The sequence below is a fragment of the Kribbella rubisoli genome, assembly GCF_004217145.1.
Lineage (GTDB): Bacteria > Actinomycetota > Actinomycetes > Propionibacteriales > Kribbellaceae > Kribbella > Kribbella rubisoli.
In genome coordinates this window covers 379,269-400,937 of record NZ_SHKR01000012.1, presented here as the reverse complement: position 1 = coordinate 400,937, position 21,669 = coordinate 379,269, and the positions used below count along the sequence as shown (strand labels likewise).

Here is a 21,669-nt window from a genome sequence, read left to right as displayed (position 1 = left end):
TGGGAAGGCGTGCGTCCCCCATCGTACGGGGCCGGGTGTGCCAAGCCACGCCCGCAGCGTGCCCCCGCGACTGTCACAGGGTTATCCGACCCACGCTCGAGCGGCCCGGAAAGTTCCCAGCACTCTCTCAGAAACCTCGCAACGCGTCACTGAGCGCTGGCGAAAGGTCACCGCCACCGGCCACGCGGACCTGGTCCAGCCCGAGCCAGCCGGCCAACTGGACCAGCTCGGCGGCCAGCTCCTCGGCGGTCTCCACCGGCGCCTTCGGCTCGGCGTGAGCCGACTGGACCAGCAGTACGCCGCCGGTGCGGTCGGCCTTGAGGTCCACGCGGGCGACCAGCCGATCACCGAGCAGGAACGGCAGCACGTAGTACCCGTAGATGCGCTTCTCGGCCGGGACGTAGATCTCGATCCGGTACCGGAAGTCGAACAGCACCTCGGTCCGCGTGCGCTCGAACACCAGTGAGTCGAACGGGCTGACCAGGGCTCGCGTGTTCACCCGGCGCGGCAGCCGCGCGTCCTTGTGCAGGTACGCCGGGCGCTTCCAGCCGTCGATCCGGACCGGGACCAGCTCACCCTCCTCGACCAGCTCGGCGATCGCCTGCAGCGTCGGCTCCGGCGCGGTCCGGAAGTAGTCCCGCAGGCACTGCGCCGTAGCGACCCCATGAGCCCGTGCCGCGATCGAGACCAGACCGCGGTGCGCTTCGTCGAGCGTCGGAGTCGGCGTCTCCACGACATCGCGGGGCAGCACCCGCTCGGGTACGTCGTACAGCCGCTCGAACTGCTGGTTGCGGCGGGCGACCGTGATCTCGCCCGCGAAGAACAGGAACTCGAGGGCCTGCTTCACGTCCGACCAGTTCCAGCCCCAGTTGTCCTTGGTGCGCTCGACGTCGTCGTCGATCTCGCGGGCGGTCAACGGCCCGTGCGCGCGGACGTCGGCGAGCACCTGCTTGACCAGGTCCGGACGCTTCCGCGCGATCGACCGCGGACCACCCCAGGCCTCTTCGGTCGCCCGCGCCATCCGCCATCGCATCAGCGGGTGGGTCTCGACCGGGATCAGCGACGCCTCGTGCGCCCAGTACTCCACCAGGCGTCGCGGCGCCTTGCCGGCTGCCCGATCGAGCAGATCGCGCGGATACGGCCCGAGGCGGGAGTAGAGCGGCAGGTACTGCGTGCGGCTCAACACGTTGACCGAGTCGATCTGGATCAGCCCGATGCGGCCCAGCACTCGACTCAGGGCCCGCATGTCCGGAGTGCCCTTGGGCCTGGAGTCCGTGAACCCCTGGGCCGCGAGCGCCACCCGGCGCGCCTGAGCCGTCGAGAGCTGGAGCTGCGTCGTCATGGAGCGATTCTGCCGGGTGCCACCGACAGAAACCGCGCAGGACCTGGGCGGCCATAACTCCGGAGTTACCGAAAGTGGGAGGTGCGCTACGGATGGTGTTCGGGAGAGCCTGCGAGGAGGCCACCCGCCCGCGTGGCCCCTATCTCCCTGGAGTGAGGCATGACAGGAAAGAAGCATGTGGTCCGCGCTGCCCTGGCGGCCGGCGTACTGACCGCGGCGTCCCTCGGTGCGGTGGCCGTAGCCGGCTCCGCGTCGGCCGCGCAGTCGCCTGACGGACCCAAGACCCGGATCGTCGGCGGCACCGTCGCGCACACCGCCGACACGCCCTGGGCCATCCAGCTCTCGAACAGCGGCTCCCCCGACCCGACCGGAGAGTACTGCGGGTCGACGCTGGTGGCGGCGAACAAGATCGTCACCGCGGCACACTGCACCACCGAGCCCGCGTCGACCTACACCGCCATCCAAGGCCGGGATGTGCTCAGCGACAAGTCCACCGGCAAGGAATCCAGGATCAGCAACATCTGGGTGGACCCGGAGTACGGCAAGTCGCCGGGCCACGACGTCGCGGTGCTGACGCTGGCCACGCCGTTCGACGGCGTACCGACGCTGGCGCTGGAGACCGACAAGGCGGCGGACACGGCCGGTGCGGCGTCGATCGTCTACGGATGGGGCGACACCGAGGACACCGGACCGGCGGACACCTTCCAGAAGGTCGACGTGCCGGTCCTGGGTGACGACTACTGCGCGAAGGCGTACGCAAGTGAGGGCTACGCCCCCGACGGCGAGATCTGCGCCGGCTACGAGGACGGCGGCAAGGACTCCTGCCAGGGCGACTCCGGCGGTCCGCTGGTCCTGAACGGCCGCCTGTTCGGTGTCGTCTCCTGGGGCGTCGGCTGCGCGGACGCCGGCAACCCCGGTGTGTACGCCGAGGTCGCGACGTACGCCGCCGAGCTGCAGGCACAGATCAACAGCTAGACCCAATGCGGTTCAGTTAAGGGAACTCGCCTGGCGTGGACCGGTGCTGCACGGCGGTCGACTCACGAAGGCACCGCACAGGGGTTGCCGCCCGGTTCGGCGGCGCGGGTCGGAGTGCGTGTGGCGGCCGCTGGCGGGTTATTGGGCCGCCAACCGTTTACAGCACGCCGGCGGCGCAAGAACCCGCCAGCGAAACCATCCGATCCCAGCTAGACCGCACCGAAGCGTTCGGTGTGGATGCGGCGCAGCGGGACACCCAGGGCAGCGAGGTCGTGGCTGACCGAGGTGACCATGGGCTGTGGTCCGCACAAGAAGTAGTGCAGCCGGTGCGGCCGTCGCGGGAGACAACGGCTCAGTACGCCGTGGTTGATCCGCCCGGTCTCACCGGTCCACCCCGGGCCGGGCTCGCTGACCACCTCGGTCACCCTGAGGTTCAGCCGGGCCCGGACCTCTTCCACCTCCGGGAGCAGCATCAGGTCCTGCTGCCGGCGGGCCGAGACGATCAGCCGGACCGGGCGCCGATCGTCCCGGTCTGCCATCGTCCGGAGCATGCTCAGCAGTGGTGTGATGCCGACCCCGGCCGCGATCAGCACGAAACCGGGCGCGCCGTCGAGACCGCTCATCGTGAATCCGCCGTACGGACCGTCGAGGTAGACACGCCGGCCCGGTCGCAGCCCGACCAGGAGCTCGGTGAAGTCCCCGAGCGCCTTGATGGTGAACTCCATCCGGTCCGGGTGCTCGGCCGTCGACGCGATGCTGAACGGGTGTTCCTCGAATACGAACGGGGTCGAACCGATCTTCAGCCAGACGAACTGCCCGGCGACGAACGGCAGCCCGGGGTGGCCGTTCGCCTGGATCGTCAGCGTGACGCCGTCACCCGGTACCGCCCGGACGGAGACGACGACGTACGCGGAGCGGCGGGCCCGGATCGGCAACCAGATCCACCGGCGCGCGGCCAGCCCGGCCAGCACCAGGCCGGACAGGATGAACCAGAGAGCCAGCAGCACGTGCGAGACCAGGTGCCGCAGCCACCAGACGTGCAGCCAGGCGGTGATCACGACCACCGCGACCAGCCCGTTGTGCACCAGCCGCCAGCCTTCGTACCGCGGCTGCTGCCGCGGACGCCGGATGGCCAGTACGACGATCAGCACCAGCGCCACCGTCGACGTCACCGCGGCCTGCGCTGCCCGGGTCGTGTGCCAAAGCGCGAGGATCGACAGGTGGCGCGGATCGAAGATCAGCACCGCGACCAGATGCACGAGCACCAGCACGACGGCCACCAGCGCGATGAACCGGTGCACGGTGAGGATGGTCTCGATCCCGAACGCCGAGATCAGCATCGGCAGGCGCGCGGGCAGTACGACGGCCACCACGAGGGCCGAGAACGCGACCAGTCCGGCGCTGAGCTCGATCGCGCCGCCCGCGGTCGACTCCACCGGCCCGACCGCGGCCCAGGCCAGGGCGAGCGGGATCAGCAGGATGTCCACGTAGAGCACGAACCAGGCGAATCTCGCCAGCGGCCCGTGGACGCGCGACGAGATGGTGTGACGGGACATGACAACCGGCTCCCAGGGACCAGGGATCCATTACGGACGCTGGGAAAATACGCTCCCCGGCACACCCCGGGAAGGGCGGCGCGAGCGTAATCGACGACGGATTCGTCATTCTCGGAACAAGCGTCAAGGACGCGTGAAAAAGACCGAGGGCCGGGTTTGCCCGGCCCACGGTCCTGGGTATTTCCTCCCGTTTTCCACCGCTCGCCCGGCGGGCGAGACGTCGATCTAGACGGCCAGGCGGATCACGCCGTAGTCGTAGCCGCGGCGGCGGTAGACGACGCTGGGCTGGTTCTCGTCGGCGTCGACGAACAGGTAGAAGTCGTGCCCGACCAGTTCGAGCTCGTAGAGCGCCTGGTCCAGGGTCATCGGCTTGGCGGTGTGGGTCTTCTCCCGCATCACCAGCGGTCCATCGCCGGTGACCAGGACAGATCCGTACTTGTGTGTCGCCACCTCGTCCTCGGCGACTGGTTCCTCCACTACCGGTGCATTGCCGTTGAGCGGCTGCTTCGCGTTCACGTGCCGCAGGCCCTCCGGGCCACGCTCACCGCGGTGCACCCGGCGGCGGTCGGCCGCCTTGCGGACCTGGGACCGGAGCCGGTCCAGGCAGACGTCGAACGCCGCCTGCTTGGTCTCGCCGCAGGCTTCTGCGCGGACCACCGGACCCTTGGTGTACATGGTGAGCTCGACACGCATCGCCCGATCGTGCTGTCGCGGGTTCTTTTCCTGGCTGACTTCCACCTCGCAACGCAGTACCCGGTGATCGACCTTCTCGATCCGCTCGAGTTTTTCCTCGACGTACTGCCGGAAGCGGTCACTGACCTCGCAGTGATGACCCTTGACAACGACGTCCACGGAAACCTCCATCGATCGGCGACTCTCTGTTACGTCAGCGGGCCCCCATCTTTCGTGTCCTCGCTCTGTCGGTGGCGATTGGGGCGCCCGAAACGAGAACACCCGCGGACGAGCCGGTCGGACTCCGCGGCCAGGAATCCGGCTGATCCGGTCCTGCGCCACTCCACTGCCCGACAAGCCCCTGCGGGTGTCATAGGCCAACGCTAGTCGGCTTCGGCGAAAACCGGTAGGGAAGTTCTCATGAACCAGACGCCGAAAGCCGTTGTGTCGCGGCCAGAACGGCACAGCCCAGGACCGGAATACCCCGGGATTCCAAGGCGCGGCAGGCTTCGCTGAGCGTGGAACCGGTGGTGATCACGTCGTCGACCAGCAAGACAGGTTGATCCATCAGCGTTTCAGCCCAGCGCGAACGCAGCCCGAAAGCCCCGTCCAGGTTGGCGGTACGGCGTTCCGCGGACAGCCCGGCCTGGTCCTCGGGACGCCGTACGACGCGCAGTGCGTCGGCCGGCCGGGCGTCGATTCCCTGTCTCCGCAGGGATCTGACGGCAGCCTTCGTAATCCGCCGGAGCGGATCGTGCCCGCGCTGCCGGACCGTTGCCGGTGACGACGGGACCGGGCACAGCCAGGCCGCCCGCCGGTCCGCCAGCGCGGTCCGGACGACGCTTGCCAGTAGCCGGCCGAGCGGCTTCGCGAGGGCGTACCGGGCGTGCTCCTTGTGGGCCAGGATCAGCGCGCGCAGCTCCCCGGCGTACGGCGCCGCGGCGGTCGGCGTACGGAGTCCGGGCGGTGGCGGGTCGGGCCATGCACGGAACGGAGTCAGCGTCGTCAGTAGCCCCCGGCAACCATCACAGAGAGTTACACCGGGCCGGTCGCAGCCCGCGCACCGGCCGCCCAGGACGAGATCCACGAACGCGTCCCGGACCGGCACCGCACCACCATCCGCGAACCGGCCGCCGACCGCAACCACTCGGCCGCCGGCCTGTGGACAACTGCCCTTGTGGACAACTCAGCCGGGGTACGTCGGGGTGATCGCCGCCGCGCCGCCGCCGACGGAGTCCGGCGAGATCCAGACCAGGTCCCGGCTGAGCCAGTGGATCCGGCCGGCGTCGTCCTCGATCACCGGGAGGGTGTCCTTGTTCGGATTCGAGGCGACGTACTGCGGCCTGAAGTCCGGCGTCGAACCGGGAAGCAGTTGCAGGCTGGAGCCGTCTGTGTTGACCAGCCAGGCCTGCCGGGCCGAGTTGGTGGTCTGGTTGCTGGCCCCGATGACCACGATGCCCTGCTTGTTCCAGGCCGCGTCGGTGATGTTGTTGAGAGCCAGGCGCAGCTGGCGGAGCTGTGCGAGCACCAACTGCTTGCCGCTGCCGGTGGTCTGGATCGTGCCGGTCTGCACGTAGTTCTGCCCGCCGGACTTCGGTTTCATCACCAACAGGACGCGGACGCCGTCAGGCGCCATCCGCAGGTCCAGCGGGGTGTCGCCCTTGAAGTCGACCGCGACCGAGGTCAGGTGGCCGTCGTGATCGCGGACCCGCAGCCGCGGGTGCGGGTTGGTGGCCCGGTCCAGGATCCACAGGCTGTCCTGGTTGTCGAAGCTCGGCTGCAGCGTCTTCCCCTCGACCGTGATCGCGACGGAGTCGGCGTCCTTGTCGGTCGTGTCCAGCGGCCCGTAGAGGACCTCGTTCCCGGCCGCGGTGACGATCGCCCCCGCTTCACCGCGCAGGCTGACCGCGAACGACTGGGCCTTGTGCGCCCACAGCGGACTGGAGTTGAGCGGCTGGGCGGCGATCTCCGAGGCCCCGTCCAGGCCAACGATGCGCTGCACCTTCTGGTGCTGCAGGCCGTACAGCTTGGTCTGGGACCCGGCCGACACCTGCGGGTCGTACTGGTTGAAGTTGGCGAACGGCAGCACGTCGGGGTCGTCCGGCAGCAGCGGTGCGCCGCCGACGGTGATCTTGGCCCGCAGATTGAGCTGGTTGAGCGTCCAGACGATCTGGGCGGCCAGCATCCGCCGGTCCGGATCTCGCAACGCACCCGCGGCGTCGTTTAGCGCCACAGTGGCCACGCCCAGGTCCACTGGCACAGAAACCTGCACTTCGGTGCCCGGCGGAGCCAGAGTGACCACACCGTTGCCGAGCCTGCTGGTCGGACCCTTCAACAGCTCCTGGATCAGCTGGGTCGCCCCTTGGCCGGGCGAGAGGTTCTGCGGCAGGTAGACCGGGTCGGGCACCAGGATCTTGAGGCTCGGGTTGAAGAAGTACAGGTCGCGGGGAGCCAGCTTCAGGTCGACCTGGTTGCTGCCGAGGTACGCGCCGGGCGGGACCGAGTCGACGCGGAGCTGGCCGTCGATCTTCTTCAGCTTGAAGAGGAAGTCGGCCCGGTCGGTCGCGGCCGCCGGGATCCACTCACCGCGCTCGCCGATCGTCGCGATCTTCAGGGCGCTCAGCTGTACGTCGTCGCCCACGCGGGTGAGTGACTCGGGACTCTGGTCGTACACCACGGTCTGCGCCTCGGGCTGCCACTTCGCCGCGGCTTCCGGCGTCATGTACTGCCGAGCGACGTCGAAGGCCTGCGAGTCCGACATGGCCTCCAGGAACCCGCTGACGATGGCCATCGCGCCGACGTTCGCCCGCGGCGGCTTCGCCTCGACACCGACGCCGCCGAGGTCCTGTGCGCGTCCCTGCCGCTCCCCGCTGCGGATGGTGCCCTTGGTCGGTACTGCGGCGCAGCCGGCGAGCAGTACTACGGCAGCCAGCAGGACGACGAGCAGCCTGCGCCTCACCGGTCCTCACCGCCGCTCAGCTTCTGGTACGGCGCTCCGACGTCGACGAGCTCGGTCACGACGCGGGTCGCGTCAGGCGGCCGGGGCGGCAGCGGCGAACCGGTGAGCGCCGTATCGGGCCGGCGCGGCAGCGTGAGCCGGAAGTACGCGCCGTCGCCGGGCGAACCCCACGCGTCCAGCCGTCCGCCGTGCAGCCGGGCGTCCTCGAGCGCGATCGACAAGCCGAGTCCGGTGCCACCGGTGGTCCGGGCCCGGGCCGGGTCGGCCCGCCAGAACCGGCTGAACACCATTTCCGCTTCCTCGGCGCGGAACCCGACACCGTGGTCGCGGACGGCCACGGCGGCGGCGTCCTCGTCGTACGCCGTGCTGATGCGGATCGGTAGGCCTTCGCTGTGCTCGATCGCGTTGCCGATCAGGTTGCGCAGGATCCGCTCGATCCGGCGCGAGTCCACCTTGGCGCGGCACGGCTCCGGCATGTCCAGCTGGACCTCGCAGCCCTTGCGGTGCAGCAAAGTCTCGTGGTTCTCCAGGACCCGGCTGACGATGTCGCGCAGGTCGACGTCCTCCAGGTCGAGCGCTGCGGCGCCCGCGTCGAACCTGCTGATCTCCAGCAGGTCGGCGAGCAGCTCTTCGAACCTGTTGAGCTCGTTCTGCAGCAGTTCCACCGAGCGGCGGCTGATCGGGTCGAACTGGTCGCGGGTCTCGTGCAGGAGGTCCGCGGCCATGCGGACTGTGGTCAGCGGCGTACGCAGCTCGTGGGAGACGTCGGAGACGAACCGGCGCTGCAGGCGGGACAGCTCCTCCAGCCGGCGAATCTGCCGCTGCAGGTTGGAGGCCATCTTGTTGAATGACACCGCCAGGCGCGCCAGGTCGTCCGTACCCCGGACCTGCATCCGCTCCTCGAGCTTGCCGGCGGCCAGTCGCTCAGCGATCCGCCGTGCCATCCGGACCGGCGTGACGACCTGTCGGGTGACCAGCCAGGCCACAGCACCGAGCAGAACGATCAGCAACAGACCTGCGGTCACCAGGGCACGCTGGACGACGTCGAGGGTCTCCTGCTGCGCGGTGAGCGGGAAGAGGAAGTAGATCGCGTACCTGTCACCGGTGGAGTTGATCCGGATCTGCGAGCCGATCACCAGCCCCGGCACGCCGGGCGCGTCACGGTAGTTGATCTCGGTGTAGGTGTCCCACAGCTTGGAGTCGTCGCTCATCACCGAGGACGCCAGCGCCTCCGGGATCGAGTCGCTGTCGACCAGACCTGTGTAGCGGATCGCGTTGGAGGCCGCCTGGTCGGTCGGGACCAGCAGTACGTCGTACAGACCAGGGCGGTTGGAGCCGAGGACCAGCTCGGACAGCTGCTGGTTGATCGTGTTGCGGTTCGCGGCGTCGATCGTGATCGACAGCTGGGCCAGCTGCGCCCGTACTTCGGCCTGGGCGCTGGTGCGACGTGACTCGAGGACGCCGTCGGTCACCTGGCTCATCATCACCCAGCCGACCAGGATCAGGACCAGCGTCGACATCAGCAGGGTGCCGGTGACGATGCGGGCCTGGATCGAGCGGCGCCAGATATCCGGCCAGTGCTTGGGATGCGTCCGCCAGATCGGCTGCGGCTGGGCAGACCAATCCGCCGCGGTGACGTTCACGAGCTCCGTCCCACGGGACAGCGGCGCCTCCTGCTCCGGAGGTGCCGTCGACTGCCCTTGCTGCTGACCAGCCTGCTGCCCGGTGTGTTGTCCGGTGTGGTCCTCGGCTACCGGGTCGGTAGCCGGATCACCAGTGGCAGCCTGCGACTCTTGGCCGCGTCCGTACTCGATCAGTCCGCACCCGCCTTGTATCCGACCCCGCGGACCGTGACCACGATCTCCGGGTGCTCAGGGTCCTTCTCGATCTTGGAGCGCAGCCGCTGGACGTGCACGTTCACCAGCCGGGTGTCGGCCGCGTGACGGTAGCCCCAGACCTGCTCCAGCAGCACCTCGCGGGTGAACACCTGCCAGGGCTTCGACGCCAGGCAGACCAGCAGGTCGAACTCCAGCGGCGTCAGCTGGATCGTCTCGCCGGCCCGCTTCACCGAGTGGCCGGCCACGTCGATGGTGAGGTCGCCGATCGTCAGCGACTCAGGACCGGGCTCGTCCATCCGGCGCAGCCGGGCCCGGATCCGGGCCACCAGCTCCTTCGGCTTGAACGGCTTCACGACGTAGTCGTCGGCGCCGGACTCCAGGCCCAGCACCACGTCCACGGTGTCGCTCTTGGCGGTCAGCATCACGATCGGCACGCCGGACTCGGCCCGGATCGCCCGGCAGACATCGATCCCGTCCATCCCGGGGAGCATCAGGTCGAGCAGCAGCAGATCGGGCTTGAACTCCCGGAATGCCGGTACCGCCTTGTCACCGGTTGCGACCAGATAGGTGTCGTAGCCCTCGTTGCGCAGCACGATGCTGAGCATCTCCGACAACGCGGTGTCGTCGTCGACGATGAGGATGCGGCCCCGCATCGTCCGGTTACCGTCTGCCACGCCCTACTCCTTGCCGTCCGATCGGTGTGCGCCCGGCGGGTCCCAGACCGTACGCACTACGGATAGTGTCCCATTCCCCCGGTAGTGCACACGCCGGATCGCCGTGTGACCCCGAGTTGGGCTGTGATCATCCGGGATCATGGTGCACGGCCGGGGTTCACCACAACTCACGTGCCGGGCGGTACGACGGTTCAGACCGGGTCCAAGACGGGTCCAAGACGGGTCCAGACGGGTTCGCCAGGGAGGAGGGACGCAGTGGCCGACCAGAACATGCATCTGCACGACGACGTGGCCACAGAGCCGCTGCGGCCGTGGCTGCCGGCGGATCTGCTCGACAACGCCGCCCGGACGATCTCCGACAACAAGACGATCATGCTGGGCCTTCCGGTGCTGGCCGGTATCGCACTGGTCGCGGTGCAGGCCGTCCTGACCGAGGTCGCCGTACCGGGTGGGCTTCCTGGGTTCTTCGGCGCGGACGACCCCTTCGGACAGGCCGGTGCGGCGCTCTTGCTCACGTACGGCGTGCAGGTGGTCCTGTTCTCGGTTGTGTCGAGCATGCTGTCCGGAATCATCGCTCTGGCCGCGGTGCGGAGTCAGTTGGCGCATCGGGTCGGTCCGCGTGAGCTGCTGAGGCTGGTGCGACCCGCGCTGCCGGCACTGGCTCTTGTCGGTCTGATGCAGTCGCTGTCGTTCATGCTGCTGATCGGCGGCTGGGGGCTCGCAGTACTCGGGATCGGTGCCGGTGCGGACGCGACCATCTCCTCCGACGCGGCCGGTGCGGTGGCCGTGGTGATGATGCTGGTCGGCGGCGTACTCGTGCTGGTCTTCGGGATCCGGCTGGTGCTGGCCGGGACCGTCGTACTGATGGAGGGCCGGCACGCGCCGGACATCGGGCTCTACATTCCCGTCCGGGTCGGTGTCTGGGGAGCGCTACGGCGGTCCTGGCGGCTGGTGAAGGGCAAGTTCTGGCGGGTGTTCGGGATATTGCTGTTCGGCGGGCTGGTCGTGCAGATCATCGGGTACGCGCTGCAGTTCGGGATCACTGCGCTGGTTCTGACGCTCGGCTCGTGGGCCGACAGCAATGGCGCGACGGTGGTAACCGTTGTCGTCAGTGTGGCCGTGGGGATCTTCACGCTGATGACGCTGATCGCGAGCCTGGCGTTCATGTCCGCGGTACAGGCCCTGATCTACCTGGACCTTCGGGTACGGCGGGAAGGTCTCGACCTGTGGATGCGGCCGGCCCTGCGCTCCGAGGAGACTGCGTGATCCTCTTCCTGCAGGAGCCGCCTGTCGACATCGACAGGGAGCGAGCCGCCCGTGAGGCCGCCGAGGAGCTGTCCAAGTCGACGTACCGGGACTCCGGCGGTTCGCTGATCCAGAAGGCGATCGGCAAGGTGCTGGACTGGATCGGCGACCTCCTGAACAGCCTGACCGGCTCATCTCCCAACGGGCACGCCGGTCTGGCGATGCTGATCGCTCTGCTCGTGCTGGTGGTGCTCGTGGTCCTCTGGCGGGCCGGAGTACTGCGGACCAGCCGCAGAGTGAAGTCGCAGGCCGTTTTCGACACGGCCCGGCCCGCTAGCGCCGCGGAGTACCGCGCACTGGCGGAGCGGGAGGCTGCGTCCGGCGACTACGCGTTGGCGATCCGCAGCCGCTTCCGGGCGTGCGTGGCGGAGCTGACGGAGCGGACTGTGCTGGACGATCGGGCAGGGCGTACGGCGTACGAGGTGGTTGCCGATGCCTCGCGGATCGCGCCCGTACTGCGTGAACCGCTGCAGCCGGCAGCACTGGTGTTCACGGAGGTTGTCTACGGCAACCGTCCGGGGACACCTCAGCGGTACGCCGCTGTGGTTGCTGCTGATGACGCTGCGCGGACTGCTCGGGTGGCTGTATGAGCACGCCGCTCGGGCGGAGCGCCGGTGAGAGCTGGCGGGTACTGCGGACGCCGCTGCTCGTCACTGGGCTGATTGTGCTCGCTGCGATCGTCATCCTCATCGCTACCTCGGCCCGGACGTCAGGGCCGTTCAGTCCGGACTCCACCGACTCGGACGGGGCACGTGCGCTGGCAGCGTTGCTGGAGAACCACGGCGTCGACGTACACAGCACGGAGACACTGGACGACGCCGTACAGCCAGGTGAGGGCAAGGCGCTCATCATCGGCCCGGCCGGCTCACTCGGTCGCCCTGACTTGGAGCGGATCGCTCAGGCTCGTTGGAGTCACCTGGTGCTCATCCGGCCCGGCAGCCGGGCGTTGGAGATCCTGGCGCCGGGCGTGCAGCAGACGGGCGATGTGCTGTCGTCACGCAGTCGGGAGGCCCAGTGCGACCTGCCAGCTGCTGTTCGAGCAGGCACGGTCACCGTCAGCGGGCCGACGTACAGCGCGCCCTCAGCGGCTGTCGCTTGCTACGGCGATGGCATCAACAACACGGTGGTCCGGTTGGAGGTCGGCGACCGGATCGTCGATGTCGTTGGTACGCCGACGTCGTTCACCAACGCGCAGCTGGCCGACGACGGGAACGCCGCGCTGGCGCTCAACCTGATCGGTACGCACCAGGACCTGACCTGGTACCTGCCGCAGTTCGAGTCGACGGACACAGGTACGGCCGACTCCGGCAGTGCTCCGCTGATTCCGCCGGATGTTCGCTACATCGGGTGGGCGTTGGCGTTCGCAGTACTGGTCGTGGCGATCTGGCGTGGGCGGCGGCTCGGTCCGGTCGTGGCTGAGCGGCTGCCGGTGATCGTGCACGCGGCGGAGACGACTGAAGGCCGGGCTCGGCTCTACCGACGCTCACGGGCCCGGGACCGCGCTGCGGCGGCACTGCGCGAGTCAGCGCTCGGCCAGCTTCACGAGGCGCACGGCATCCCACGGCGCGCCGATCCGTCGGCGGTGGTCGCGACTGTCGCCGCACGGACCGGGCGGGACCCAGTCATGCTGTACGAACTGCTCTACGGCCTGCCGCCGCTCTCTGACGCCGCTCTGATGTCTTTGTCCCATGAACTCGACGTACTGACGCAGGAGGTACGGAAACCGTGACGACTACCGAAGTCACCGCCGAACAGGCCCGGCAGGCGCTGGTCGCGCTGCGGACCGAGATCGGCAAGGCGGTGGTCGGCCAGGACACTGCGGTGACCGCACTGGTGCTCGCCCTGCTCTGCCGCGGCCACGTGCTGCTGGAGGGTGTGCCTGGTACGGCGAAGACGCTGATGGTGCGGGCGCTGTCGATGGCGATGCGGCTGAACACCAAGCGCGTGCAGTTCACCCCGGACCTGATGCCGGGTGATGTCACTGGCTCGCTGGTGTACGACGCGAAGACGTCCGAGTTCGAGTTCCGTCCCGGGCCGGTGTTCACGAACATCCTGCTGGCGGACGAGATCAACCGGACGCCTCCGAAGACACAGGCGGCGTTGCTGGAGGCAATGGAAGAGCGGCAGGTCACCGTGGACGGCGAGCCGCGCAAACTGCCTGTTCCGTTCGTGGTTGCGGCGACGCAGAACCCGATCGAGTACGAGGGCACCTATCCGCTGCCGGAGGCCCAGCTGGACCGGTTCCTGCTGAAGGTGACGCTGGACATCCCCCCGCGCGACGCTGAGATCGCAGTACTCGCTCGTCATGCGCAGGGGTTCGACCCGCGGGACCTGGAGGCGGCTGGACTGCGTCCGGTTGCCGGACCGGAGGATCTGCTGGCCGGGCAGAACGCAGTACGGCGGGTTGCGGTGCGGGACGACGTACTGGCCTATGTCGTCGACCTGTGCCGGGCGACGCGGCAGTCGCCGTCGTTGCAGCTCGGGGTGTCGCCGCGTGGGGCCACGGCGCTGCTGGCGGTGGCGCGAGCGTGGGCGTGGCTGTCCGGGCGGGACTACGTGATTCCGGATGACGTGAAGGCGATGGCGCGTCCTTGCCTTCGGCATCGAGTCCAGGTGCGCCCTGAGGCGGAACTCGAGGGTGTGAGCGCGGACGCCGTACTGGAGAGCGTGCTCGCCACGGTGCCGGTACCGCGCTGATGGTGCTCACCGGGCGGGCTGCTCTGCTAGCGGGTGCTGGGGTGGTCTTTGTTGCCCTGGTGATGCCGTCGTGGGCTGGAGTCGGTCTGGTCGTTGCTGTCGTGCTTGTCGTGTGCGTGGTTGACCTGCTGCTTGCTGGGTCGCCGCGGCGGCTCCAGTTCAGTCGCGACGGGGACAACGCCGTACGACTCGGTGAGCAGGCTGTTGTGCAGTTGCTGGTGACCAATCCGGGTCGGCGGGTGCGCGGGTGGCTGCGGGACGCCTGGCCGCCTTCTGCCGGCGTACAGGACCCGCCGCACAAGCTGGACCTGCCGTCTGGCGAGCGTCGGCGGTTGGTGACGCATCTGGTGCCGACGCGCCGCGGCGATCGGCATGCGGTGCGGGTGACTGTGCGGGCGTTCGGGCCGATGGGGTTCGCGGGGCGGCAGGGGTCGCATGAGGTGCCGTGGACGGTGCGTGCTTTGCCGCCGTTCAACAGCCGCAAGCACCTGCCTTCGCGGTTGGCGCGGTTGCGTGAGCTGGACGGGCGTACTGCGTTGCTGGTGCGCGGGCAGGGGACGGAGTTCGATTCGCTGCAGGACTACGTGCCTGGGGACGACGTACGCAGCATCGACTGGCGGGCCACGGCTCGGCGCGGGAACGTCGTACTGCGGACCTGGCGTCCTGAGCGGGATCGGCAGGTCGTCATCGTGATCGACTCCGGTCGGCTGTCCGCGGGGCGGGTCGGGGATGCGCCGCGGCTGGACCATGCGATGGACGCCGCGTTGTTGCTGGCCGCGTTGGCGACTCGAGCCGGGGACCGGGTCTCGTTGCTGGCTTGCGATTCGGCCGTGCGTGCCGACGTACGGCGTCCTGCGCCGCAGGATGTGCTGCCGTCGTTCGTGAACGCGCTGGCCAACGTCGAGGCCGAGCTGGTGCAGACGGACTTCCGGATCGTTGTGTCGCAGGTGCTGGAGCGCTTGGGTCAGCGATCCCTGGTGGTGTTGCTGACCGGGCTGGATCCTGCAGTGATCGAGGAGTCGCTGCTTCCGGTCATAGGTCCTCTCCTGCGGCGGCACGTGGTGGTCCTGGCGTCGGTGGCGGACCCGCGGCTGACTGAGCTCGAGTCCGCCCGCACTGACCTACCCGAGGTCTACGCCGCAGCCTCCGCCGCCCGCACCCGCCTCGACCGAGACCGCCTGACCGCCACCCTCACCCGCGCCGGCGTCACGGTAGTAGACGAAGACCCGGACCACATCGCCCCCGCCCTCGCCGACACCTATCTGGCACTCAAGAAAGCCGGACGCCTGTAAGGGCTGCCTCGAAGGTGGTGCGGTTTGCTGCTGTGAAGTTGTGTTCGCGGTGGGACCAGGCAATGCGTTCGGCGGCTGCGTCGCAGGGGGTTCGCGTCCAGAACTGGGCGTTTTGGAGTTGGCGGCTGAGGGTGGCGGGGATCAGGCCTGGGCGGTCGGCTGCGGGTAGGGCGTAGGCGTCGGCCAGGACTCTGACCTGCTGAGCCTGGCGGATGGGGTCGCCGTGTTTGGAGGCGATGCACCAGGTCCAGGCGGCGTACCCGAGGTCTTCCAGCGGATCGCCAGGCGCGGCGAAGTCGAAGTCGATGAGGGCGACCGGGAGGTCGTTCTGGAAGACGAAGTTGTTGGGGCCCGGGTCGTGGTGGCAGATGACGGGGTGGGTGGCTGCGAGGCGGCTGTTGCGGGTGGCGTCGTGGAAGGCGCGCAGGAGCGAGCCCGCGGCGGCGACCTGGTCGTCGGACCAGCGTTGGAAGCGGGCCGGTACCCAACCGTCCACGTACGTGAGGATTTCGCGGCCGGACTCGTCGACGCCGAGATGCTTCGGGGCGGCGGTGAAGCCTCGTTCTTCCAGCAACTGCAGGAGTTCTGCGGTCAGCGGACCAGCCGGGCGTCGTACCGTGTCCCCGACACGTACGACGCCCGGCGTCATGCGCCCGCCGGTCAGTGGTTCTTCGGCCATACCTGCGTCGGACGTGCTTGGACGAAGGTCCAGCGGTGGCCCTCGAGGTCCTCGGCCTCGTACGAGCGGAACCCGTGCTGATGGATCTCCTGCACGATCTTGGCGCCGTTGTCCTGGCTGCGGGTGAAGTGCGCGTCAAGGTCGTCGACGTACACCCAGGCGGCGTGATCCGCGGCCGGCGCGCCCGGCTCGGTTCGCTTGAGGAGGATGATCGAGCTGGCGCCGGCGTGCAGCTCGATCCAGCTCGGCTGGCGGCCTTCCTCCGGGATGCGATCCCACGTCTCCAGGCCGAACACGGTGTGCAGCCAGCGTGCTGCGGCGGCGGGATCCTCGTAGTACAAGGCGATTGCGAGCCGTCCGACCTCGCGGGGCGTCGACGGTGCGGTGTCGCGGCGCGTGACCCAGGCCGGGAACCAGTGCAGGACGTTCTGCCACGCGTAGTCGGCCGTGGTGCCGCCGTCGACCAGCGCTTCGACCACGGTGACGCGAGTACCGCCGTCGATCGGATCGAACGTGATCGTGGTTTCGGTGTCGTCGACCGAGCTGCGGTACTCGAGGCGTTCGCCCGGCTCCCAGGCCGTGATCACACCGCGTTCCAGCGCGTCATCGGCGTACACCTCGAGGATCCGGCCGCCGACGCCCGGCTCGATGCGTACTTCGATCGCGCGGGCCGAGTCCCAGAAGTTGATCGGCCCGCGCACCCACCACAGGTCGATCTCCTCGGTGAAGATCTTGAACGCGGTCGGCGGCGCGACGGGTACCTCGACTGCGACCTCGACGGACTGCTCGGTCATCAGGACTCCTTCTGCTCGATGTGGCGTTTGAACGAGCCCAACTGGTCACGCCAGTGCGCCTGGACCTGATCCAGCCAGGCCTGGACGGCGACCACGGGCTCCGGATTGAGCCGGAAGATGCGAACGCGGGCATCGTCAGGCACCCGCTCATCAGCGACCAGACCGGCCTCCAGCAGGATCCGCAGATGCCGACTCATCGCCGGCGAAGACGCCCCCGTCGCCGCCGCCAACTGCCCAGCCCGCCGCGGCCCCTCCCCCAGCAACTGCACAACCTGCCGCCGAGTCGGATCCGCCAACACCTCAAAGAACCGATCCACAGCATCTTCCACCATGCGGCAATAGTTCTATCATCTGTTAACTATTGTCAACCACGAGAACCATGCGGAAGCTCCCGGACCTCCTTGAAGAGCAAGGAACTCCAGGCTGCTGCCGTGTAGACGATCGCCGCGGCGAGGGTGACAGGCCGGCCTCCGAAGTGGCTGGCCAAGGGACCAGCGAGGAGCAGTCCGGCTGGGATGGCGGCGTACGAGAGGAGGTCGTCGATCGATGCGAGGCGCGACAGTACGCCGCGGTCGATGTGCTCCTGGAGCGACGTGTCCCAACTGATGCCGGAGATCGAGAAGCCGGCTCCGGCGGTGAAGGCCGCGACCAGGACCCAGCCGGACGGTGCGCCGACGCCGAGTGCCAGGAGAGGTAAAGCACCGAGGACGCTGAAGACTTGGCCGGTCCGCAGAAGGTGACGGACGACGAGGCGGTACATGAGCGCGCTCATCACCAGCAGCCCGACCCCGCGAGCACTGAGCGCGAAACCCCACAGCCTCGCGCCGGTGAGTGGCGGGCCGAGGACCTGCCAAGCACCCGTCTGCGCCAAGTTCATCAGCGCGGACGAAAGCGTCACCGCCCACACCCACCGGATGCTCCGGAACTCCCGCCAGCCACGGCGTACGACGAGCGGCGTCGGCGAGCCGGTCTCCAGCCGACCGAGCAACACCACGGCCAGCAGATAGCTCGCCGCATCGACAGCGATCGTCGGCCCGCTGCCCACGACCGCGACAAGTACGCCCGCCACCGCCGGTCCGACGATCTTCGTGCCATTGCGAACCGAGCTCAGCAGGGCATTAGCCTTCCGAAGCTGGTCCTTCTCCACCAGCTCGGGCACCAGCCCGCGAAGCGCTGGCGAGGTGAACGCATCCAAGATCCCGTTGACAGCGCTCAGCGCGCCGACCAGCAACAAGTCGTAGTTGTGCGTCATCAGCAGTACTGCGACCGCACCCTGCGCCGCCGCGCCGCCCGCGTTCGTGGCGACGAGCACGGTACGCCGCGGGAAGCGATCGGCGGCCGCACCGCCGACCAGGACGAAGCAGAGCATCGGGACCATCCGTGCGGCAAGCACGATGCCGAGCTGCGACGGATCACCAGAGGCATCGAGGACAGCAAAGGCAAGTGCCACGGGTGCCATCGAGCTACCCAGCAGCGAAACCAACCGTCCGGCCACGAAGTAGCGGAAGGTCGTGCGGCCAAGCGGAGAATTCACTGCGCGACAATGCGGGCAGTGCATCCGCACGGCGAAGTCTTTCGCGAGGAGGCGAAAGTTGACACTCCTCAAGCTCAGTCCCCTGGCGCTCTCCAGGTCGAGATTCGCGTTGTCCCCGCTCGCGGAGACGGTCGGCGCGATCATCAGCCTCCGTCGGGCCCGGCCGGATCCCTGGATGTCTGCCTGGTACGCGACCCATCAGGCGTCGTTCGACCGGCGACTCAAGCGTGACCCGTTCCTGCGCGGGCTGGCCGACCTGCTCAGCCAGACGAAATGGCTTCCCGACGTGGTGGCGCTACCGCCGAGCGGAGGAATGAGTACCTCGCTGTCGGCCGAGCTCGAGCCCGTCGGCGCGATGACCGACGCCGAGATCCGGGCCGCGTTCGAGGTGTCGCTGCAGCACAGTTGGGTCGAACAGGATCTCCGCTGGACCGACGGGGCGGACCTGGGGCACTCGCTGGCTTCCGCCGTACGCACGGTTTGGTCGCGTCATGTGGCGCCGGATTGGCCGCGTCGACGGGAAGCTCTTGAGCGCGAGGTCATGTACCGCGCCGGACTGCTCGCGGCGTACGGCTGGCCGAAGGCGCTGGAGGGGATGAGCCGACGGAGTCGGTGGATTGGTGCCGACAGCATCCAATTCAGCAGTCGTCCCGGCGCCGATCGGCGCATCGGGGACGAGGGGCTTCAGTTCGTTCCGGTGACGTTGCAGGGCGGGACCTGGCTGTCTGAGAGCAAGACGGCGGGCTACGCGTTGGTGTATCCGGCCCGGCGCGCGGCAGTCGAGTTCCCAGCCGACGGTCGGGTCGCGCTGGAACGGCTGATCGGCCGCGGCCGTGCCGAGTTGCTGTCGCGGCTGTCTCGCCCGGGGACGGCGAGTGAGTTGGCCGAAGAGCTCGAGCTGTCACTGGGTACGGTCGGCCGGCATCTGCGGATATTGCGGGACGCCGGGCTGATCGTCGGGCTGCGTGACGGGCATAAGGTCGTGTATCGGGTGACCGTGCGCGGGGCGGAACTGGCGGGCGACTAGTTGGCAGGTCGGCGTCTTCGCCATGGGCGGTGGTCGGGTGAGTTTCTGTGGCCCAGGGCCACGGTGATGAGTTGGGCTATTGCGTTGCGTGAATTGATATTTCGTGGCTTGACCTGGGGGTCGTTAGCGTCGGATTCATGGAGTGGATTTTTCAGACGGCTGAAGAGTTGCTGGCCGCATTGCGTGCCGGTGAAGTGAGCTCGGTGGAACTGACCGATGACGCGATTGCCCGGATCGAGCGCGACGACAAAGCGATCAACGCGATCTGCGTGCCGGACTTCGACCGCGCGCGGGCCGCTGCGCGCAACGCGGACCAAGCGCGTGCACGCGGCGAGGACCGGCCGTTGCTCGGGATTCCGGTGACGGTCAAGGAGTCGTACGACGTGGCTGGGCTACCCACGACCTGGGGCATGCCGCAGTTCCGCGACTATGCGCCGGCCGAGGACGCCGTACAAGTGTCGCGACTGAAGGCCGCGGGCGCGGTGATCCTGGGGAAGACCAATGTTCCTTTGGGGTTGCAAGACATTCAGAGCTTCAACGAGATCTATGGCACCACCAACAATCCGTGGGATCACGACCGTACGTCGGGCGGATCGTCCGGCGGATCAGCGGCGGCGCTGGCGTCGGGATTCGGCGCGCTGTCCATCGGCTCCGACCTCGCCGGTTCGCTGCGTACCCCCGCGCATTTCTGCGGCGTCTATGCGCACAAGCCGACACTCGGCCTGGCGGCAACCCGCGGCATGGTCGCGCCGCCGGGACCGGCATGGCCGGTGGACATCGACCTCGCCGTCGTCGGTCCGATGGCGCGCAGTGCCCACGACCTGATGCTCCTGCTCGACGTCATGGCCGGCCCGGACCCGCTGACGCATGGCAAGGGGTACGACGTGACGCTGCCGCCCGCGCGCCACGAGCAGCTCGGCGACTTCCGGGTCTTGGTGGTCGACGAGCATCCGCTCATCCCGACCGGATCCGCCGTACGGGCAGGCGTGAACCGAGTGGCCGACGCGCTGGCCGACGGCGGCGCCCGCGTCGAACGACGTACTCCACTGCTGCCTGATCTGACCGAAGCCGCCATGATTTACATGCAGTTGCTGTTCTCGGGCTCGGTCGCGCGTTTCCCCGTCGACGCCTACGAGGAGCTGCGGACCCGCGCCGCCGCACTGAGCGCCGACGACCAGAGCCTCGACGCGGCGCGGCTGCGCGCGATGGTGTTCAGCCACCGCGACTGGATCGAAACCAACAACCGTCGCGAGATCCACCGCCACGGCTGGCGGCAGCTCTTCGCCGAGTTCGACGCCGTGGTGTGCCCGATCACGCCGACACCTGCGTTCCCGCACGACCACAACCCCAACCCACTCGAACGCCGACTCGACATCGACGGCGCCACCTACCCGTACTTCGACCAACTCGCCTGGGCCGGCCTCCCCACCATGCCCGGCCTCCCCGCCACCGCCATCCCAACGGGTCTGTCCCCCGAGGGCCTACCGGTCGGGGTCCAACTCATCGGCCCAATGTTCGAGGACCGAACCCCACTGCGCCTCGCCGAACTCCTCGAACAAAAGCTCGGCGGCTTCCAACCACCTAGCTTCACCAACCAACCCTCACGACTCGAGGCATGACCGGCCCGCGAAGCACGCGGGGGAACACGCGGGAGACACAATCGACTTGACTACACGAGTGTGTAGTAGTTTGCTGTTGTGTGTAGGGAGAGGAATTGGTGATGGATCGAGCGGTTGAGGATCTGACGGCGCGGGCCCGGATTCGGGATGCGGCTATCCGGTTGTTCGGGGAGCGTGGGATCGAGGGTGCCTCGATTCGGGATATCGCTGCGGAGGCGGGTGTGTCGTCCGGGCTCGTTCGGCATCACTTCGGGTCGAAGGAGGCGTTGCGGGAGGCCTGCGATCGGTATGCGAAGGATCGGATGATCCAGATCGGCGCTGAGCTGACGCAGGACGGTGATCTCACCGGGCTCGACCCGCTCCTGCTGCATCCGATCGCGTTTCCGCTGCAGATCTACATCGTTCGCTCGATGATGGACGGCTCCGAGACCGCGACCGCGCTGTTCCTCGAAGGGGTCGATGCGGTGGAGGCGTGGGCCAGCAGTTACGGCATCACCCCGAAGGATCCCCGCGGGTACGCCGCCGCGCTGGCCGCGATCAAGCTCAGCGTCTTCATCCTGCGCGATCAGGTCTCGAAGGCGCTCGGCGAGGACATCACCACCCCTGCGGGCTACAACCGGATCGGCCAGGCCTTGATGGAGGTCTTCACGATCCCGCTACTCACTCCGGAACAAATCGACAAGATTCGGAAACAGGAGAAGTGATC

20 protein-coding genes are annotated in these 21,669 nt (G+C 68.4%); 9 read left to right on the top strand and 11 right to left on the bottom strand.

Annotated features, from left to right (window positions below; all coding sequences use genetic code 11):
• Positions 1-127: 127 nt before the first annotated feature.
• Positions 128-1,342 (bottom strand): winged helix-turn-helix domain-containing protein, encoded by a 1,215-nt coding sequence (locus EV645_RS16105; RefSeq protein ID WP_130444512.1) that lies wholly within the window; start codon positions 1,340-1,342, stop codon positions 128-130.
• A 159-nt stretch (positions 1,343-1,501) separates the two neighbouring features.
• Here EV645_RS16105 and EV645_RS16100 point away from each other — a divergent pair, with 159 nt between their 5' ends.
• Positions 1,502-2,317, top strand: coding sequence for a S1 family peptidase (locus EV645_RS16100; RefSeq protein WP_130444510.1), 816 nt, complete (start codon positions 1,502-1,504; stop codon positions 2,315-2,317).
• Between the two features lie 209 nt (positions 2,318-2,526).
• Here EV645_RS16100 and EV645_RS16095 read toward each other — a convergent pair whose 3' ends face one another.
• The 6 genes from EV645_RS16095 to mtrA all read right to left on the bottom strand — a co-directional run bounded on the left by EV645_RS16095 (position 2,527) and on the right by mtrA (position 9,995).
• Entirely contained in the window at positions 2,527-3,873 is a 1,347-nt protein-coding gene (locus tag EV645_RS16095) for a ferredoxin reductase family protein (protein ID WP_130444508.1), read from the bottom strand.
• A 225-nt stretch (positions 3,874-4,098) separates the two neighbouring features.
• Complete coding sequence (gene hpf, locus EV645_RS16090; RefSeq protein ID WP_198681653.1) at positions 4,099-4,725, bottom strand: ribosome hibernation-promoting factor, HPF/YfiA family; 627 nt, start codon at positions 4,723-4,725, stop codon at positions 4,099-4,101.
• A 238-nt stretch (positions 4,726-4,963) separates the two neighbouring features.
• Entirely contained in the window at positions 4,964-5,653 is a 690-nt protein-coding gene (locus EV645_RS16085; RefSeq protein WP_242000449.1) for a ComF family protein, read from the bottom strand.
• Positions 5,654-5,731: 78 nt separating this feature from the next.
• On the bottom strand, positions 5,732-7,504 hold the full coding sequence (locus EV645_RS16080) for an LpqB family beta-propeller domain-containing protein (RefSeq protein WP_130444502.1): 1,773 nt from the start codon (positions 7,502-7,504) through the stop codon (positions 5,732-5,734).
• Positions 7,501-9,147, bottom strand: a complete 1,647-nt coding sequence (gene mtrB / locus EV645_RS16075; RefSeq protein WP_242000448.1) for an MtrAB system histidine kinase MtrB — start codon at positions 9,145-9,147, stop codon at positions 7,501-7,503. Before mtrB ends, EV645_RS16080 begins: the two co-directional genes overlap by 4 nt.
• Positions 9,148-9,317: 170 nt before the next feature.
• A complete protein-coding gene (mtrA, locus tag EV645_RS16070; protein ID WP_130445425.1) occupies positions 9,318-9,995 on the bottom strand; it encodes an MtrAB system response regulator MtrA in 678 nt (225 codons plus the stop codon).
• A 276-nt stretch (positions 9,996-10,271) separates the two neighbouring features.
• Between mtrA and EV645_RS16065 the strand changes: the two genes are divergently transcribed.
• The 5 genes from EV645_RS16065 to EV645_RS16045 are packed head-to-tail and all read left to right on the top strand — an operon-like array spanning position 10,272 to position 15,310.
• Complete coding sequence (locus tag EV645_RS16065) at positions 10,272-11,282, top strand: hypothetical protein (protein ID WP_242000447.1); 1,011 nt, start codon at positions 10,272-10,274, stop codon at positions 11,280-11,282.
• Entirely contained in the window at positions 11,279-11,911 is a 633-nt protein-coding gene (locus EV645_RS16060) for a DUF4129 domain-containing protein (protein WP_242000446.1), read from the top strand. Before EV645_RS16065 ends, EV645_RS16060 begins: the two co-directional genes overlap by 4 nt.
• Complete coding sequence (locus EV645_RS16055) at positions 11,908-13,050, top strand: DUF4350 domain-containing protein (protein WP_130444500.1); 1,143 nt, start codon at positions 11,908-11,910, stop codon at positions 13,048-13,050. Before EV645_RS16060 ends, EV645_RS16055 begins: the two co-directional genes overlap by 4 nt.
• Positions 13,047-14,018 (top strand): AAA family ATPase, encoded by a 972-nt coding sequence (locus tag EV645_RS16050; RefSeq protein ID WP_130444498.1) that lies wholly within the window; start codon positions 13,047-13,049, stop codon positions 14,016-14,018. Before EV645_RS16055 ends, EV645_RS16050 begins: the two co-directional genes overlap by 4 nt.
• A 41-nt stretch (positions 14,019-14,059) precedes the next feature.
• Entirely contained in the window at positions 14,060-15,310 is a 1,251-nt protein-coding gene (locus tag EV645_RS16045) for a DUF58 domain-containing protein (RefSeq protein WP_242000445.1), read from the top strand.
• Here the strand turns inward: EV645_RS16045 and EV645_RS16040 are convergent.
• Genes EV645_RS16040 through EV645_RS16025 form a run of 4 tightly spaced genes read right to left on the bottom strand, consistent with a single transcriptional unit; the run spans position 15,288 to position 18,317 of the window.
• Positions 15,288-15,989, bottom strand: coding sequence for a phosphotransferase (locus tag EV645_RS16040; protein WP_130444494.1), 702 nt, complete (start codon positions 15,987-15,989; stop codon positions 15,288-15,290). The two genes, EV645_RS16045 and EV645_RS16040, sit on opposite strands and share 23 nt — an antisense overlap.
• Positions 15,971-16,783 carry a VOC family protein gene (locus EV645_RS16035; RefSeq protein ID WP_130444492.1) on the bottom strand — a complete coding sequence of 271 codons (813 nt, stop codon included), beginning with the start codon at positions 16,781-16,783 and terminating at the stop codon, positions 15,971-15,973. Before EV645_RS16035 ends, EV645_RS16040 begins: the two co-directional genes overlap by 19 nt.
• Positions 16,783-17,115 (bottom strand): ArsR/SmtB family transcription factor, encoded by a 333-nt coding sequence (locus tag EV645_RS16030; protein WP_130444490.1) that lies wholly within the window; start codon positions 17,113-17,115, stop codon positions 16,783-16,785. Before EV645_RS16030 ends, EV645_RS16035 begins: the two co-directional genes overlap by 1 nt.
• Before the next feature lie 32 nt (positions 17,116-17,147).
• Entirely contained in the window at positions 17,148-18,317 is a 1,170-nt protein-coding gene (locus EV645_RS16025; RefSeq protein ID WP_130444488.1) for an MFS transporter, read from the bottom strand.
• Positions 18,318-18,375: 58 nt separating this feature from the next.
• Here EV645_RS16025 and EV645_RS16020 point away from each other — a divergent pair, with 58 nt between their 5' ends.
• The 3 genes from EV645_RS16020 (at position 18,376) to EV645_RS16010 (ending at position 21,667) form a co-directional block, all read left to right on the top strand.
• Entirely contained in the window at positions 18,376-19,344 is a 969-nt protein-coding gene (locus EV645_RS16020; RefSeq protein ID WP_130444486.1) for a helix-turn-helix domain-containing protein, read from the top strand.
• A 137-nt stretch (positions 19,345-19,481) separates the two neighbouring features.
• Positions 19,482-20,963, top strand: a complete 1,482-nt coding sequence (locus EV645_RS16015) for an amidase (RefSeq protein ID WP_130444484.1) — start codon at positions 19,482-19,484, stop codon at positions 20,961-20,963.
• Between the two features lie 101 nt (positions 20,964-21,064).
• Positions 21,065-21,667 (top strand): TetR/AcrR family transcriptional regulator, encoded by a 603-nt coding sequence (locus EV645_RS16010; protein WP_130444482.1) that lies wholly within the window; start codon positions 21,065-21,067, stop codon positions 21,665-21,667.
• The last annotated feature ends 2 nt before the right edge of the window (positions 21,668-21,669 follow it).

What these genes read in the sequence shown, in the direction of transcription:
- EV645_RS16105 (WP_130444512.1), bottom strand. Translation starts at nt 1,342, where the DNA reads ATGACGACGCAGCTCCAGCTCTCGACGGCTCAGGCGCGCCGGGTGGCG.
- EV645_RS16100 (WP_130444510.1), top strand. Translation starts at nt 1,502, where the DNA reads ATGACAGGAAAGAAGCATGTGGTCCGCGCTGCCCTGGCGGCCGGCGTA.
- EV645_RS16095 (WP_130444508.1), bottom strand. Translation starts at nt 3,873, where the DNA reads ATGTCCCGTCACACCATCTCGTCGCGCGTCCACGGGCCGCTGGCGAGA.
- mtrA (WP_130445425.1), bottom strand. Translation starts at nt 9,995, where the DNA reads ATGCGGGGCCGCATCCTCATCGTCGACGACGACACCGCGTTGTCGGAG.
- EV645_RS16055 (WP_130444500.1), top strand. Translation starts at nt 11,908, where the DNA reads ATGAGCACGCCGCTCGGGCGGAGCGCCGGTGAGAGCTGGCGGGTACTG.
- EV645_RS16040 (WP_130444494.1), bottom strand. Translation starts at nt 15,989, where the DNA reads ATGGCCGAAGAACCACTGACCGGCGGGCGCATGACGCCGGGCGTCGTA.
- EV645_RS16035 (WP_130444492.1), bottom strand. Translation starts at nt 16,783, where the DNA reads ATGACCGAGCAGTCCGTCGAGGTCGCAGTCGAGGTACCCGTCGCGCCG.
- EV645_RS16030 (WP_130444490.1), bottom strand. Translation starts at nt 17,115, where the DNA reads ATGGTGGAAGATGCTGTGGATCGGTTCTTTGAGGTGTTGGCGGATCCG.
- EV645_RS16015 (WP_130444484.1), top strand. Translation starts at nt 19,482, where the DNA reads ATGGAGTGGATTTTTCAGACGGCTGAAGAGTTGCTGGCCGCATTGCGT.
- EV645_RS16010 (WP_130444482.1), top strand. Translation starts at nt 21,065, where the DNA reads ATGGATCGAGCGGTTGAGGATCTGACGGCGCGGGCCCGGATTCGGGAT.